14 protein-coding genes are annotated in these 15,559 nt (G+C 52.1%); 8 read left to right on the top strand and 6 right to left on the bottom strand.

The annotated features are described in order from the left end of the window. Positions 1 to 570: 570 nt before the first annotated feature. The 8 genes from AC2FIP_RS11340 to AC2FIP_RS11305 all read left to right on the top strand — a co-directional run bounded on the left by AC2FIP_RS11340 (position 571) and on the right by AC2FIP_RS11305 (position 9,603). Positions 571 to 2,235 carry an aromatic/alkene/methane monooxygenase hydroxylase/oxygenase subunit alpha gene (locus tag AC2FIP_RS11340; RefSeq protein ID WP_496697165.1) on the top strand — a complete coding sequence of 555 codons (1,665 nt, stop codon included), beginning with the start codon at positions 571 to 573 and terminating at the stop codon, positions 2,233 to 2,235. Positions 2,236 to 2,324: 89 nt separating this feature from the next. Beyond that, positions 2,325 to 3,383: an NADH:ubiquinone reductase (Na(+)-transporting) subunit F gene (locus AC2FIP_RS11335; RefSeq protein WP_496697163.1), complete on the top strand. Its 1,059-nt coding sequence runs from the start codon at positions 2,325 to 2,327 to the stop codon at positions 3,381 to 3,383. A gap of 51 nt (positions 3,384 to 3,434) precedes the next feature. After that, positions 3,435 to 4,499 (top strand): aromatic/alkene monooxygenase hydroxylase subunit beta, encoded by a 1,065-nt coding sequence (locus tag AC2FIP_RS11330; protein WP_496697161.1) that lies wholly within the window; start codon positions 3,435 to 3,437, stop codon positions 4,497 to 4,499. Positions 4,500 to 4,517: 18 nt separating this feature from the next. Beyond that, complete coding sequence (locus AC2FIP_RS11325) at positions 4,518 to 4,889, top strand: MmoB/DmpM family protein (RefSeq protein ID WP_496697160.1); 372 nt, start codon at positions 4,518 to 4,520, stop codon at positions 4,887 to 4,889. Between the two features lie 87 nt (positions 4,890 to 4,976). Further along, positions 4,977 to 5,999: an amidohydrolase family protein gene (locus AC2FIP_RS11320; RefSeq protein ID WP_496697158.1), complete on the top strand. Its 1,023-nt coding sequence runs from the start codon at positions 4,977 to 4,979 to the stop codon at positions 5,997 to 5,999. Between the two features lie 4 nt (positions 6,000 to 6,003). After that, complete coding sequence (locus tag AC2FIP_RS11315; protein ID WP_496697156.1) at positions 6,004 to 6,807, top strand: iron-sulfur cluster assembly protein; 804 nt, start codon at positions 6,004 to 6,006, stop codon at positions 6,805 to 6,807. A 66-nt stretch (positions 6,808 to 6,873) separates the two neighbouring features. After that, entirely contained in the window at positions 6,874 to 8,511 is a 1,638-nt protein-coding gene (locus AC2FIP_RS11310) for a molecular chaperone GroEL (protein WP_496697154.1), read from the top strand. 48 nt (positions 8,512 to 8,559) lie between these two features. Then, positions 8,560 to 9,603: an NAD(P)-dependent alcohol dehydrogenase gene (locus AC2FIP_RS11305; RefSeq protein WP_496697152.1), complete on the top strand. Its 1,044-nt coding sequence runs from the start codon at positions 8,560 to 8,562 to the stop codon at positions 9,601 to 9,603. Positions 9,604 to 9,704: 101 nt separating this feature from the next. Here AC2FIP_RS11305 and AC2FIP_RS11300 read toward each other — a convergent pair whose 3' ends face one another. The 6 genes from AC2FIP_RS11300 to AC2FIP_RS11275 all read right to left on the bottom strand — a co-directional run bounded on the left by AC2FIP_RS11300 (position 9,705) and on the right by AC2FIP_RS11275 (position 15,507). After that, positions 9,705 to 11,648, bottom strand: coding sequence for a sigma-54-dependent Fis family transcriptional regulator (locus tag AC2FIP_RS11300; RefSeq protein ID WP_496697150.1), 1,944 nt, complete (start codon positions 11,646 to 11,648; stop codon positions 9,705 to 9,707). A gap of 143 nt (positions 11,649 to 11,791) precedes the next feature. Further along, the gene (locus AC2FIP_RS11295; RefSeq protein ID WP_496786447.1) at positions 11,792 to 12,274 is read right to left on the bottom strand and encodes a hypothetical protein; all 483 of its coding nucleotides are present in this window, start codon (positions 12,272 to 12,274) and stop codon (positions 11,792 to 11,794) included. 302 nt (positions 12,275 to 12,576) lie between these two features. Continuing rightward, positions 12,577 to 14,148 (bottom strand): GMC family oxidoreductase, encoded by a 1,572-nt coding sequence (locus AC2FIP_RS11290; protein WP_496697146.1) that lies wholly within the window; start codon positions 14,146 to 14,148, stop codon positions 12,577 to 12,579. A 16-nt stretch (positions 14,149 to 14,164) separates the two neighbouring features. Then, positions 14,165 to 14,689, bottom strand: coding sequence for a twin-arginine translocation signal domain-containing protein (locus tag AC2FIP_RS11285; protein ID WP_496786445.1), 525 nt, complete (start codon positions 14,687 to 14,689; stop codon positions 14,165 to 14,167). A gap of 18 nt (positions 14,690 to 14,707) precedes the next feature. Next, positions 14,708 to 15,103 carry a VOC family protein gene (locus AC2FIP_RS11280; RefSeq protein WP_496709071.1) on the bottom strand — a complete coding sequence of 132 codons (396 nt, stop codon included), beginning with the start codon at positions 15,101 to 15,103 and terminating at the stop codon, positions 14,708 to 14,710. Positions 15,104 to 15,213: 110 nt separating this feature from the next. Next, positions 15,214 to 15,507, bottom strand: a complete 294-nt coding sequence (locus AC2FIP_RS11275; protein WP_496697140.1) for a ribbon-helix-helix domain-containing protein — start codon at positions 15,505 to 15,507, stop codon at positions 15,214 to 15,216. Between the last annotated feature and the right edge of the window lie 52 nt (positions 15,508 to 15,559).

Raw genomic sequence — 15,559 nt, 5'->3', positions numbered from 1 at the left:
GATAGCCGAAAGCTTCCTCGGCTTCGTAGATATCACTTCAATCCGCCTCTGGATCCGTCATTTGTCAACATGACCTAAGTGTAAACAGCGGTGTGAACGTAAAGTTTGTAAAGCAACGTGACAGTTTTGACAGGATTCTGGAACTGTCAAAACACGATATCTTCACAGCATGTGTGAACGAAGTAGAATTTTTAGAGATTAAATAAACATATAAAACAATATGTTATATAAATTACTCTGATTTTCTAAGCCAAAATATCACCCAAATCCAAAATCTGGCATGCCCCTTGCATGTAATTAGGCATAACGCCGCGTTCCCGTTCAAACGGGGACCATCAAGAACGAAGGACCAGGGAGGGTTCGGCCAAAGAAGTGAGTGCCCGCCGATGAATTCGGCAGGAACTGACGCGCAGCGCCGAGCATACATTCCGAAACCTTTGCCGTGATCCGAACGACTGGATCAACTGACCGTGCCTCTTGGCTCTGTTCAGTGATCGGGTCGAAGAAACGGCAGCATGCGCTGTCTCCAACCGACCGAGAAATTGGTCAGCAACAAAGGAGTCTCATGGCATGGCGATTACGCTAAATAAAATTACCTCTCAGAGAGGAATCTCGGTAGGGGAGGCCACCAAGAAGATTTCGGACCTGGGTTGGAATCCAACCTATGTTCAGGAAGCGAATACTTTCCCCACAGACTATAAGATCACCAAAGCGCCGCGCGACCCGATGAAGCAGGTTCTGCGCTCTTACTTCCCGATGGAAGAAGAGAAAGACAACCGGGTATACGGTGCGCTAGACGCTGCGCTGCGTGGTGACATGTTCCGCAACGTTGAACCGCGCTGGATCGAATGGATGAAGCTGTTCCTGGCGATCATTCCGTTCCCGGAAATTTCGGCTGCGCGTTCGATGGCCATGGTGGCTCGTCTGGCGCCGGGTGAAGACCTGCGCACAGGTTTCACTATGCAGATGGTTGATGAATTCCGTCACTCCACAATTCAGATGAACCTGAAAAAGTGGTACATGGAAAACTACATCGATCCGGCTGGTTTCGACATCACCGAAGAAGCCTTTGGTAAGTGTTATGCTACCACCATTGGCCGTCAGTTCGGCGAAGGGTTCATCACCGGCGACACAATGACCGCCGCATGCATGTATCTGACCGTCGTTGCTGAAACCGCGTTCACGAACACTCTCTTTGTGGCAATGCCTTCAGAGGCCGCCCGTAATGGCGATTATGCTTTGCCGACTGTGTTCCTGTCGGTTCAGTCTGACGAAAGCCGTCACATCGGTAACGGTCACTCGCTTCTGATGGCGGCCCTGAAAGAGCCAGAGAACCATCTGCTTTTGGAACGCGACCTGCGGTACTCCTTCTGGCAAAACCACGCCATCGTTGATGCGGCGATCGGTACGTTCATCGAATATGGCACCACCAACCGCGACAAGGAAAAGGAATCCTATGCGGAGATGTGGCATCGCTGGATCTTTGAAGACTACTACCGGACCTACATGCTGCCGCTCGAGAAATACGGCGTAAAAGTACATCACGACGATGTGCAAGAAGCCTGGAAGCGGATCACCGAGAAGAACTATGTGCACAAAGTTGCTCAGTTCTTTGCAGTCGGTTGGCCGGTGAACTTCTGGCGGATTGAAGCTCAGACCGAGAAAGATTTTGAGTGGTTTGAGCACAAGTATCCGGGTTGGTATGCCGAGTTTGGCGACTTCTGGAAATGGTATGCCAAGTTGAGCGTTCCGGGCCAGAAAGTCATCACCTTCAACGAAGAAGTTGGCTATGTTTATCCGCATCGCTGCTGGTCGTGCCTGGTGCCGTGCCTGATCCGCGAAGACATGGTTGTCGACGAAATCGACGGTCAGCTGCACACCTTTGCACATGAGCTTGATCGCTGGACCGCTGTTGAAGCGTTCGCAGACGAATACCAGGGTCGGCCAACGCCGGCGATGGGCAAGTTCTCGGGCAAACGTGAGTGGGAAACTGTTTACGACGGTTGGGATCTGGCGGATGCCATCAAAGACCTCAACTTCGTTCGTGAAGACGGTAAGACACTGGTGCCGCAGCCGCATCTGCGCTTTGACAACAAGGATATGTGGACGCTGGACGATGTTCGCGGTCATACCCTTGGCTCGCCGCTTAATGCACTGCGTGGCATGTCGGACGGTGAGCGTGAAGCACATCTGGCCGAGTACCGTGCTGGTTTCACCATCACACCCTTCAACTAAAGCAATCTTTTGCAAGGGCCTTGATTGGCCCTTGCATACAGGAAGGTCCGAATTCCGCGCGTGATTTCGGGACACAGGAGACTCGACTAATGGGTGAAATATACAGGGTTCGTTTTGAGCCGGTTGGCTTGGAAATAGAGGTTGAAGAGGATGAAACCATTCTCGATGCCGCTTTCCGCCAAGGCATAGCTCTGCCGCATGGATGCAAAGAAGGCCAGTGTTCGGCTTGCAAATGTGTCCAGTTGGATGGCGAAACCGAAATGCTCAAGTATTCAACCTTCGCACTCAATGACTTTGAGAAGGAAAGTGGACACGTTCTGATGTGCAGAACTGTGGCGTATAGCGACGTCGAAATTGAACTCCTGAACTATGACGAGGAGGTTTTATCGAAATCCATTCCGGTCAAAGAATTCAATGGCCGAATTGTCGATTTCCAAAAGCTGACCCATGACATTCGCGGTGTTGATATTGAAATTGATACACCGCTCAAATTTTGGGCGGGGCAATATGTCGACATCACGGTTACCACCGAAAAAGGGGAGAAGATTACACGCTCGTTCTCCATGGCAAATTCGCCGAGCGAAGCCCAGAAACTCTCCTTCATCATCAAAAAATACCCAGACGGGAGGTTCTCAAACGAGCTCGACGCAGGGGGGATCAAAAAAGGCGCCACCGTCGAAATCAGCGGACCGTACGGAATGTGTTTCCGACGGGAAGGCCGACAAGGACCGGTGATCCTGGTCGGGGCGGGTTCCGGCATGTCGCCGGTCTGGTCAATACTGCATGATCAACTCAGCAGTGGCGAAGATCGCGATATTTATTTCTTTTACGGGGCTCGCACGCAAGAGGATCTGTTCAAGCTGGACGAGATCGCAGAGATCACTGGCGCCAATGCGAATGTCAAATTCATCCCAGTGTTAAGCCACGCAGATGATGACGATAACTGGACGGGTGCCAGGGGCTTCGTTCACGAGATCGTGGACGAATATCTAAAGGAATTGGACGTCGATGGAGAAGGCGATGTTTACGCCTGCGGCCCCCCTCCGATGATCGATGCACTGACGCCGGTGCTGTTCATGAACGACTTCGATGGCGAGCGCGTTTTTTACGACAAATTCACACCGACTTCCGGTTCATCGACCCACTGATGCTGGGTTGATCGCTAGTCATGTGAATGAAACACAACAAGGGAGGCTACCATGGTAGCTACATCAAGTTCCGTTGGATCCGGTGCCGCAGGCGCTGCAACGTTCGTCGGATCGACCAGCCGCAAATACAACTATTTTGAACCACGCGGCAAACGCGCCACGCATTACGAAGACGTAACCGTCGACGTGCAACCAGATCCCGAACGCTATCTGATCCAAAACTGGATCATCGAGTTCGAAGGCGGCAAAGGCGGCGGTGCCTATCAAAAGGACAATACAGCTGCGCTGAGTTCAAACTGGCACGCCTTCCGAGCCCCTGATCAGGAATGGGAGCGCACGCATTATCAGCGCCAGTCCAAAATCTGTTCAATGGTAAAATCGGTCGTCGACAATGCGCGCAAGGCCGGGGCCCACAAGTCGTTTGACAAGGCTTGGGAGCGTATCCTGCAAACTCATTTGGGTGCCTGGAAACATGCAGAGTTTGGTCTTGGCACATCTCTGATGCAAGCCCAGAGGTATGGCTATACTCAGATGATCAACAACGCCACGCTGACCAACTCGTCCTACAAAATGCGGTTGTGCCAGGATATCACGTTGTATCTGGCCGAGATCGGAATGGATATCGAAGGTTGGAACGATGAACTGGGCAAGAAAGCCTGGCTGGAAGATCCAATGTGGCAACCCTGCCGCGAGGCGATCGAAACCATCATGGGGTCGGAAGACTACCTTGAGCAGTATTTCGCGATCAATTTGATCTTTGAACCGCTGGTTGGTGAGCTTTTCCGGTCGGGTTTCCTGATGCAGGCCGCCGCTGCGAACAATGACTTCATCACGCCGCCAGTTATCTCGGCCGCCGAGGCCGATTATGAGCGCAACCTCGCGAACACAATCGACCTAATGTACCTGCTGGCAAACGATGAAGAGCATGGTGCGCATAACAAGGCATTGTTCCAAACTTGGATCAAGAAACATGCTGATCTGGCTGACAAAGCCGTACTGGCGTTGCAGCCAGTCTGGTCACAGCCGCATTCCAAGCCCGTTGCTTTCGAAGATGTCAAAGCCGTCTCGCAAGAGCGTCTTGGCCAAATCCTGTCTGAACTTGGCCTGAGCCGCTAACCCAAAGGAGAATTTACGATGTCGAGTACAGCACGCGACGCTTCAAAACAAAACATCTTCAAGCCGATGAACGAAATCAAGTTTGAACAGACCATTTCGCACCAGTGCGGTGTGACCATGAATGACTCTGTTGAAGCCCGGGCGATTGCCGAGTTCATGGGCGAAGATCCCAAAGTCACAGTAACCCACAACCCTGCGACCATCCGTGTCGACGGCGAGGGCAAACTGGTCTTCAAAATGGATGAGATCAGTGAATTTCTGGGTCGCGAAATGACTGCGGAAACTTTCGAAGTCAACACGTCCACTCATTATGGCCGGATGGTCCGGGTCGATGACAACACCGTCGTCCTGTTTGGAAACATGGACGACGTCTTCGAATATATCGAGTGACAAAATCGATGTGCGAACCCGGCTTTGCTCGGGTTCGCATTCCCAAACTTCACGGCGTGAAAATTCAGACTACCTGAGGAGGAATCGATGTTTAAAACCAAAGATGGCAAAGAAATATTCGTGGTCGACGGTCACACTCATTTTTGGGACGGCAGCCCGGAAAACCAGAGCAATATTCACGGTAAGCAGTTCATTGACTGCTTTTATGCTTACCACACCAACCTAAGCCCGCCGGAACAGCTGTGGGAAAAAGGACGGTTCGAAAAGTACTCGGAAGACGATGTCTATCGGGATCTGTTCATCGATGGGCCTGATGATGTGGCGATCATCCAGTCGACATATCTGCGCGACTTCTACAAGAATGGTTTTTCTAGCATCGAGCGCAGCAGCTCAATGGCCTCGCGCCATCCTGAGCGCTTTATCGTGAACGGGTCATTCGATCCGAGAGACGGTGAGAAAGCGCTGGAATACATCCATTACATGAAGGAAAACTTCGATATCCAAGGTGTCAAAATGTACACCGCTGAATGGAACGGAGAAAGCAAAGGTTGGGCCCTCAATGACCCTGCCGCTTACAAGTGCTTTGAACTGTGCGACAAGCTGGGTATCAAGAATATCCATGTTCACAAAGGTCCGACCATCATTCCGCTCAGCATGGATGCGTTTGACGTTCGTGATGTGGATTATGCCGCTACCGATTTCCAGAATCTGAACTGGATAATTGAGCATTGCGGATTGCCGCGCTTGGATGATTTCTGCTGGATTGCGACGCAGGAAACCAATGTCTACGGCGGTCTTGCCGTTGCCATGCCGTTCATTTTCACCCGTCCCAGGTATTTCGGTGAAGTGATGGCGGAACTGCTGTTCTGGATCGGCGAGGATAAGATCCTGTTCGGCTCGGACTATGCAATCTGGACCCCTCAATGGCTTGTTGAGCAATTCTGGGAGTATCAGATCCCTGAAGACATCGCCAAAGAACGCGGCGTTCAACTGACCGATGAGATCAAAGAAAAGATCCTGGGTCTGAATGCAGCAGCACTTTACGATATCGATGTCGAAGCTAAGAAGGCTGAGCTTAGCGCATCACCAGTGCAGATCGCGGCGGAGTAAGCCGATGTTTTTGGAGATGCACAAAGATGAGCTGGAGTTGGAGATTTGGCAACGTCTCGATCTGGTCACGGACCCTGAGTTGGACGAACCGATCACCGATATGGGGTTTGTCGAACTTGTTGACGTGAACATTGATTCAAAACTTGTAGAGGTCGAATTTCGGCTCCCGACCTATTGGTGCTCTCCAAATTTTGCCTTTCTCATGGCGTTTGATATTCGCCATGAGCTTAGCAAGCTGAGTTGGGTTCGTCAGGTGAGAGTCACCCTTAATGATCACTGTTTTGCAGATCGAGTGAATGACGGCGTTAACGGTGAGAAAGACTTCACCGAAGTGTTCGCTGAATATTGTAATGGTGATGATCTCAATTCAATCCGTGCGAAGTTTCTGGAGAAGGCATTTATACGCCGTCAGGAAACCGTATTGCTTGGGTTGGAAGCCAAAGGTTTTTCGGGGCCCAAGATCGTCAACATGACACTTTCAGAATTTGACGCCATCGAGTTTTCTGGCGGTGAGGAGTCCAAGCAGAAACCGCGTTACCGCGAATTGCTGCTGTCCCAAAACTTGGCAAAATCAGCAGAAGATCCGGCTTTTGTCACTTGGGAAGGTGACCGTCTAACAGCGGCTGGATTGCGCGACTACCTGGGTAAGCTCAGGGGTGTTCGCATCAACATGGAGTTCAACGGCGCGCTTTGTCGGGGGCTTCAATCAACACGGTACAAGGAGGTTGAAATTGGTGAAGATGGACCGACATTGATCGATTTCATTCAGAACCGGGTGCCACCAAGAGTTTCTGAAGCCCGCAGCTAAAAACGTTTCACGCGTAACCGTCAACATAAGAAGCCATCGGTTCTAAGCCGATGGAAGGGAGAAGTCATGGCAAAACTACTGATACACAACGGAACAGCACGGCGGGCGCTCGCCAAGGGTGTTTCCAAACTGGCCGCGGCAGTGGAGCCGACCCTTGGTCCCAAGGGGCTGAACGCGATGATTGACCGGCCCGTCGGCACCCCTTTGGTGACCCGGGACGGTGTATCCATCGCATCCGAAATTGAGTTGTCCGACCGGTTTGAAAACATGGGTGCACAAGTGGTCCGTGAAGTGTCGATGCAGACCAATGAAGTCGCGGGCGACGGTACGACCACTGCAATAGTTCTGGCCAATGCGTTGATCCAGAGAGGCGTCGAATTGACCGCTGAGGGTGTCAAACCCGTGGATTTGTGCAAAGGCATAGAGCTGGCTGTACACAAAATCATCAACGCGCTGGATGAGGCATCGCGGTCCTGCGACGACAACCCCAGCTATCTTGAATCCGTCGCGCGGGTGTCCGCAACAGAACCTGAACTGGGATCGTTGGTTGCCGAAGCTTTCAAACGTGTAGGGAAAGAGGGTGTAATCACTGCCGATTTCGGGGTGACGATCGACACAACGCTTGAGGTGGTCGAGGGTATGTCCTTCGAACGGGGCTATATCTCACATCATATGGTGACGGACCGTGAAAACATGGAAGCGGTCCTGGAGAATCCGCTGATTTTGATGACGGATCAAAAAATCCTGCGTCCTGAGATTCTGGATAATGCAAGACGCATTGCCGACGAACAGAAACGACCTTTGTTGGTTATCGCTGAAGAAATTGCGCCAGAAGTCGTGATCTCGTTGATGGACAATAACGGTGCGGGCAAATACCTGATTGTGCACCCACCCGAGTATGGTCACTGGCGCGCCGCGATGATGGATGATCTTGCGATCATGACCGGCGGTGAAGTGCTTGCGCGTGACCTTGGCAAAAAGATCGAAAACGTCACATTGGCACAATTAGGTGGTGCTCAAAAGGCGCGGGTTACATCCTCTCTGACCAGCATTCTGAAGGGTGACGGTGACCCGGCTGCAGTGCGCGCTCGACGCGCGCAGGTGCAGCGCCAGCATGACGCCGCTCCGCCGAATATTGAGCAGGACAAGTTGCGTGAGCGTGTGTCCAAACTATCCGGCGGAACTGCTGTTATCTATGCCGGTGGTTTCACACCTGTTGAACAAAAGCGCAAAATTCAGTTGATCGAGGACTCCCTCTGTGCGGTTCGCGCGGCCTCTGAAGATGGGGTCGTCGCAGGTGGTGGAACTGCGCTTGCACAGATTGGCTCGGTCCTGGAAGGCATCGTTTCGGCGAATGACGGCGATGTCAGCAAAGGTGTTGAATTGGTTCGCTCGGTTCTGACCCGTCCAGTCGAACGGATCGCCAGCAACGCCGGCGCGGATCCGAATGCAGTGATTGCATCCATTACGGCCGGTCCAAGAGGGCACGGTTTTGATGCGTCAAAGGGCGAGTTCCGAGACATGTTTGAAGCAGGAATAATCGATCCCGTTCGTGTCACTGCCAGTGCCTTGGTCAATGCGACATCAGTGGCAACGCTGATTCTGACCACTGAAACACTGGTCGGTGACCTGTCAGAAGGTGAAGCCGATCCGACCGAAGGCCCGGCCCTGGGTGGCGGTGCCGAATTGTTGGGCCGCCCTTAACCTATCGCTTTTGAAGACCCGAAAATAAGTTAAGAAAAGGAATGAAACATGAAAGCCGCACGCTTGTATGATTACGATCCGGCCATGAATGTTCAGCTAAAGATCGAAGAGGTCGCTGCCCCAACGGTAAATTCTCCGGATGAGGTGATTGTGAAAGTCGGTGCCGCAGGTTTGTGCCGTACTGATTTGCACATCATTGAAGGCGTCTGGAAAGATATCATGGATGTCGAAGGCAGCCTTTTGCCTTACATTATGGGCCATGAGAATGCCGGTTGGGTGGAAGATGTTGGCAGCAACGTGACCTCTGTCAAACCCGGTGATGCGGTGATTTGCCATCCACATCGCAGTTGCGGGATCTGTTTAAACTGTCGGTATGGCCACGATATGTATTGTGATCATGGCTTGTTTCCCGGCCTCGGTCTGGACGGCGGATTTGCAGAGTATTTCGTTACAAACGAGAGCTCATTGATCAAGTTGAACACCAATGTGACTCCGTTGGAAGTTGCCCCTATGGCTGATGCGGGCATTACTGCATATCGCGCTGCAAAGCGTGCGGCCGAACTGGTTTACCCAGGTGCATATGTCACTGTTCTGGGCGTTGGTGGCCTAGGGCATATTGCGATTCAGTGTTTGAAGAACCTGTGCGGCGCCCGAGTTATCGCAGTAGACCGTGAGCCAGGCGCGCAGGTTCTGGCCAAGGAACTTGGTGCCGACATTGTTCTTGATGGTGGTCCGGATCTGATCGAACAGGTCATGGATGTAACTGGCGGTGGTAGCCATGTTGTCATCGACTTTGTCGGCGAGCTTGGCGTCGAGAACATTTGCTGGAAGCTTTTGCGGCAAGGCGGCGAACTGATCGTTGTGGGTTATGGTGGTAAGATCGAGATCCCGACTGTCGACCTAGTAGTCAATGAGATCAAAATTGGCGGTAGCCTGGTTGGAGACTATACCGAACTTGTAGAGTTGATGGAGCTGAATGCCGATGGGTTGGTGAAGATGCACCAGACTGAGTATTCGCTTGATAACATCAATCAAGCGATTGACGATTTCAAAAACCGCAAGTTCACGGGACGCGCTGTCATCGTTCCTTAGAGTCGCGAATAACAGCCTAATTAGGGAACCTGTTCTGTCCGTCTCCCCATGGAAAATCGGTCCCTAAATGCGGCGGCAGATTTGATCTGTCGCCGCATCTATTATTTCCCGCGGCCAAGACCGTACAGGTTTATCTTCCGGTACAAAGTTGGGCGCGAAATTCCGAGTGATTGAGCCACCTTCGTCAGGTTCCCATTTTCCTGCTCAATGGCACGTTGGATGGCTTCGGATTCAATTCCATGCAGATTGAAATTGGTGGATACATTCCGGGGTGTATTCCCAAACATGCTGTCGCTTGGTTCGGGGCTGGAAATCTCTTCGGGTAGATCGGCGAAAGATACCCTTGCGGTACCGTGCAACAGGCAAAGCCGTTCGACTATGTTGCGCAATTCACGGACATTTCCAGGCCAATGATAGCTTTGAAGAGCGGCCATGGCATCTTGATCAAATTGCAGCGGTTCACGATCAAAATTCGCCGACAGTTTTTGATTGAAATGTTCAGTCAGCAAGACGATGTCCCGCCCACGTTCACGCAGTGGAGGTACATCGATGACTATGGTGCCAATTCGATAGAAAAGATCCCTGCGGAACCGGCCGGCTTCGATATCCTGCCGAAGGTTTCTGTTTGTCACCGCCACCAGTTGAACGTCAATCGGACGGCGTTTGTCACAGCCAATTCGATAAAGCGCCCTCTGCTCTAGCGTGCGCAGCAGATATGTTTGCAGCTCGGGTGGCATATCACCAACTTCGTCCAGGCAAAGGACACCGCCATTTGCCAGCTCAAACTTTCCGGGCCGACCTTCACGTAAGGCACCTGTAAAGGCCCCGGCAACATGGCCGAACAGTTCACCCCCGATAAGTTCACCCGAAATCGCTGCACAGTTGACGGCAATGAAGGGGGCTTTTTTATCGGCGTGATGGCTGTGGATGAGACGGGCGAACAGTTCTTTTCCAACGCCGGTTTCGCCCTGAACAAGAACCGTGACGTTTGCCTTTGCGGCCCGGTGGGCGAATTCGATAGCTTCCAACATCTTAGGACATTCGCCGAGAATTTGGATCTCGTCTTCTTCAACGCCATGCCGTGGCCGAATGGTGATCCCAGTGGATCGTGTAGGTGTCGGGGATGTTCTTTTCTCTGGAAGTATCAGTGCCGCGCCTTGAATCTGCGTTCCGGACTTAAGAATATCTATCTCAATACCGCTCAGTGAAGATGGTAATGCTGCGACCAGATCCCCGTCCGTCATATCTGGCGTCCAGGACAAAAGCTGTTTTCCGATCGGTAGGCCGCCAGTTTTCAGAATAGGTTCAACCTCGGTATTTCGACTGAAAACGATCCGTCCGGTTGAATCCAGCAAGACGACAGTGTCGTCTGTGCTGCGTGGCTTTTGCAAATCGATAAATGCCTCAAGCAAATTGGTTCGTTCTTCCCTTTGTTGTTCTGCCAGAGCGATTTCAATTTCTTTTGCGGCGGCCACAACCAGCGCTAAATTATGGGGGCGAAAAATATCCAGTGGTCCCGACAGATCGACCACCCCTAAGACTTGCCGGTCAAGCGGATCAAAGATCGGAACACCGGCACAGGTCCAGGATTTGATACCCTGACAGAAGTGTTCTGACGCGTGCACATAGGTTGGTTTTCCTGTGCGCAAAGCTGTGCCGATACCGTTTGTGCCAATCACATTTTCGTCCCAGACACCGCCTACTTCCAGTTGGATATCACGCCCTTCGTCCAGAGTTTTATCATCGCCAATGGCATCGATTATTGTTCCGTTTCGGTCGGTCAAAAGGAGGACAGCACCGGACTCTGACAAATGGGGGCCAAGCCGCAGAAAAGCCGAGCGCGCAGCACGGCATAAAGAAGCGTTTTTCCGCTTCAATTCGTCTACGCGTTCGTCGCCAATTTTTTGCGGTGTGCCCGCCGGCGTCAGTGCGTTGATGCCTAAATCTGTGCACCTCGTCCACGAGTCCAGAATTTCCCGTCTTACGGTTTTCTCGACTTCTTCGGACTTTCGCCCAGTGTCGACGAAAGCTTCCCAAGCGTTCATTGTTGCTCTTTGGTCGCTGTCGTTGCTGACTTGCGTGAGGGGGGTTTTGGGGAAGGTGGAGGATCTGTTTCGCATGTTTTTCTTTCACTGACACCACCTTAAATAGATAGGCGGTTCAAAAAACGGCTACTTCTGGGATGGCCTCAAAGTTCGAGACGACGTGTTATGACATCTGCGAGCTTTTCCTTTATTTCATCAGACTCGATTACGATGTTGTTCAGGTCGCTCAATACCTCTGTGACTTCATCGGGGAGTGGAGATACGAACCCATTCTCTTTGGTCGCCAGTGCGAAGAACTTTACGCCATCATTTACGCGTATTTGTCCTAGGAACTCCATTTGTTTACCAGAGTTCGCATCCATAACAAAAACACGTTCGTTTGTACTGATGCGAACGACGGGATTTGGTTCCGAAGGCGAAGATGGACCGCCATAGACATGGATGTTCAGGCCCTGCGGCTCTGGTTCTTTCTTGGCGTTTGCCATGGCAGCGCGGGAGCGAGAGTATCCGCCGCCGCTGATTTGATCTGCTAGTCGACGAATGGTTGCGCCGTTCCCCTGCAGAAGGCGCCTTGCGTCTTGGTCTTCACGGCGCGGGCCGTCTTTTTTCGAGAAAATATCAACCATGCCTAATCTCGCAGTTCCCTGTTTGTTCGGTTCGCCAAAAAAACAACGGGGGCAACAACCGTGACAAAAAGCGATATGTTTGTCCGCGTGCTATTTTGGCTTTTTATTATGTATCTTAAACTAGCAATTACAGCCTTCTGAGTCTAGGCTGAGCACCGAATACAACGATGAAATGCCCTTAAAAACATGGGCTCTGGCATAGTTTTTCTTGTATCTTCAAAATCCAGCGGATTCACGCTGAAATAATGCGATCCAAATATGATGTTTTGGTGCCCGGATTGCCCGGGCACGCAAATAAAGTTTCAGAGGTTACCCGCTGACATTTGTTCGGCAAGGTGGTCGGCTTGACGGATGGCAAGAGCCACAATGGTCAGTGTCGGGTTCTCGGCAGCGCCGGTTGTGAACTGCGAACCATCCGAGATGAAGAGGTTGGAAATGTCATGGGTCTGGCCCCATTTATTCACCACGCCGTCCCGCGGATTCTCGGACATTCGATTTGTCCCGAGGTTATGGGTGGAGGGGTAAGGTGGCGTCGGGAAGACCCGTGTCGCACCAACCGCTTCATAGACAGCAGCGCCTTGCGCATAGGCGTGATTGCGCATTGCAATGTCATTTGGGTGATCATCGAAATGTACATTCACGACTGGCAGTCCATGCTGGTCTTTCACTTCGTGGTTGAGCGTAACGCGGTTTGTTTCTTGTGGCATGTCTTCGCCAACGATCCACATACCGGCCATATTCTCGTATGAATCCAAAGCTGATGTGAATTCACGGCCCCAAGCGCCCGGATCCAAGAAGGCCGCCATGAATGGCAACCCAAGAGCCAGAGTTTCAAGTTCATAACCGCCGACAAAACCGCGACTTGGATCATGACGTGATTCATCTTGGATGATCCCTGCCATCGTGGTGCCGCGCCACATTTTCACGGGTTGATCGAAGACAGCATAGACCGAACCGGTCATGTGACGCATATAGTTCCGCCCAACCTGGCCAGAGCTGTTTGCCAAACCGTCAGGGAACATCGAAGAGGCAGAGTTCAAAAGCATTCTCGGGCTTTCGAACGAGTTGCCTGCAACACAAACTACACGGGCCTGTTGCATCTGAAGATTGCCATCTTTGTCGAAGTATTCGACGCCGGTGACTTTGCCTTCATCATTGTGCAGGATGCGTGCGACGTGGGAGTTTTCGCGCACCTCTAGGTTGCCGGTGGCCTCGCCTGCTGGGATATCAGTGTACGCTGCGGACCATTTCGCACCCCACTTACATCCTTGAAAACAAAACCCGGTTTGTTGGCAGGCCAGGCGATCTTCGGTTTCGGCAGAGTTGATTGCCATACGACCGGTATTAACCTGCTCATACCCAAGCGCTTTTGCACCTTTTTCGAAGACGAGATAGTTGTTGTTTCCCGGCAAGCCGGCACGATCTCCGGTTCGGGTCACACCCAGTTTGTTTTCGGCTTTGGTATAGTAATCATCCATCTCGCGCGGATCGATGGGCCAGTCCAATAGGTTTGCGCCTTGAACGTCACCATAGGTCGTCGCGGCCTTCCATTCGTGGTCCTGAAAGCGCAGCGACGCTCCGGCCCAATGCGTTGTGGTGCCGCCAACGGCCTTGACGATCCAGGCTGGCAGGCCAGAAAAATCCTTTGCAACACGCCAGTCACCCGTTGTCGTTCGAGGGTCGACCCAGGCGAGCTGGCCGAAACTTTCCCATTCGTCGTTTACATAGTCTTCTGGCAGGTATCGCCCGCCAGCTTCTAGCGCGACAACACTAATGCCTTTCTGCGCCAATTCGTTTGACAGAACGCCGCCGCCAGCGCCGGTTCCAATTACGACAACAACGCTGTCGTCGGTGAGATCAAAAGGTGCCGTCATGGTGCCATCTCTCCCTTTAAAGCCAGTTGATGTCGTTGAAGCCTCGGTCGATGTACCCCCCGAACTCGAAAGAGGAGCCCTCATACCCAAAAATTGGCCAAACGGCTTTTTGGTTGTAAAGACCGGTCACAAGACCACCGCGAACTGTCTGGAAAAACGGGCTATCTTCCATGCTGCGCAGAATATCGACGCGATCGCGTTCCCAGCCGGTGCCCAGGTAGCTGTCATATCCCTTGCCCTGTGCAGCCGCGTTCAGGGCGTCAATACCGGCCTCGACAGATGCTGCGGCTTCGTCGGTGTCATATCCTTTGACCGCGACCACGTAGAATTCGTCACCCACCTTGTCGTGCGGGTAGATATCGCGTGCCATCTGAACCAGCGTTGCAAATGTCTCGGGCTTTAGAACCGACGTTTCGACGGCCCAGGCTGCGTTTGGTGCGGCGATGAATGTTGCACCGACGACGAAGGACGCGCCTATTGCTGTCGCATTGGACAAAAGCTGTCGACGTGTCAGCCCCTTCCGGCGTTTTAAACTCTCCATCTTTTCCTCCCTTTGATTTTACTGAAAGCGACCAGACCGTTCGAGAACTTCAATCTCATAGCCATCCGGGTCGGTGACAAAGAAGAAGCGGCCGACAAGTCTGCCGTCCGGGGCAAACTCGACGAGCTTACGTGGAGATAACCCTTCGCGTTCGAACCGCGCATGTTCTTCATCAAGGTTGTCGACAGACACCGCAAAATGGCCGTAGCCATTTCCCAGCTCATAGGCTTCGGTCTGGCCTTTGTTGATGGTCAGTTCCAGCTCGAAACTGCTTTCAGGGTTGCTGAGATAAACGAGCGTAAAATTCTCGAAATCAAGACGATCGGCGACTTTGAGGCCGAATGCTGTGTCGTAGAAGCTGACGGATCGTGCCTCGTTCAGAACACGTATCATCGAGTGTATTGCTTTTGCCAAAGCCCGCTTCCCCCTTCTGTTGTGACAGAAGCAGTCTACAGACCATCATTGGCTAGGCAGGTAGTATAGGCTTACTACCCTGCAGAATTTATATTCTAAGAACTCCGCGGCTATTCCGCGGCTACCGCTGGCTGTTCATCATGGGTAGAAATCTCCATGAATTTCAAACAGGCACAGCGTAAAAGCGACGTAAAATTAACGGGTTCTCCGCGAAGCTCCAGAACTTCGCTATGCAGCTTCGAGATGAAAACCGGTGTCGTCATCCCGTCATTATCCGCAATCGTATCAATGACTTGCCAAAATGCGTTTTCGAGTCTGATGCTCGTGCTTTGGCCATTAATACGAATGCGCCGCGTTGCGCTCGCATAACGTTCCGGGTCTTGACCGGCAAATACCTGGCACATGCGCATTCTCCCTTCGGTTTCTTTTCTAGTCTGCACAAAAACCGAAGTTTTG

Source organism: Ruegeria sp. CDSB114 (genome assembly GCF_059611025.1).
This window is presented reverse-complemented; position numbering and strand designations above follow the sequence as displayed.